The sequence below is a fragment of the Polaribacter sp. 2305UL8-11 genome (assembly GCF_058147165.1).
The window spans coordinates 1-265 of sequence record NZ_JBYVJW010000055.1 but is presented as its reverse complement, the minus strand read 5'-3'; the positions used below and the strand labels follow the sequence as shown (position 1 = coordinate 265).

Below are 265 nucleotides of genomic sequence, written 5' to 3'. Positions count from 1 at the left end.
TGGCACGTTCTGGCTTTCATCATTCTGTAAATTAAAGATCTGCAACTTTATTTGGCTCAGTTAAAAAAATTGACGAAAAAGAAGCAAAAAACAATGCACTATTTGCTTTTATGGAACACATGATGAAAGGCAGATGGGCTGAAATTCGAGAAATGAATCAAGCAGAATTTGATAGAACTTTAACTATAGAAGTGACTATCGAAACTGCATCTGCAAAAATTAGAGATGTTGGTGTAGCAGATGAACCAGAAGATTTCGATTTAGA

Annotated in this window: 1 pseudogene; it reads left to right on the top strand. The window is 34.3% G+C overall.

Annotated elements, in window-relative coordinates:
* Positions 1–47: 47 nt before the first annotated feature.
* A pseudogene (locus tag ACY2RW_RS16190) lies at positions 48–265 on the top strand (pyridoxamine 5'-phosphate oxidase family protein); the annotation flags it as partial.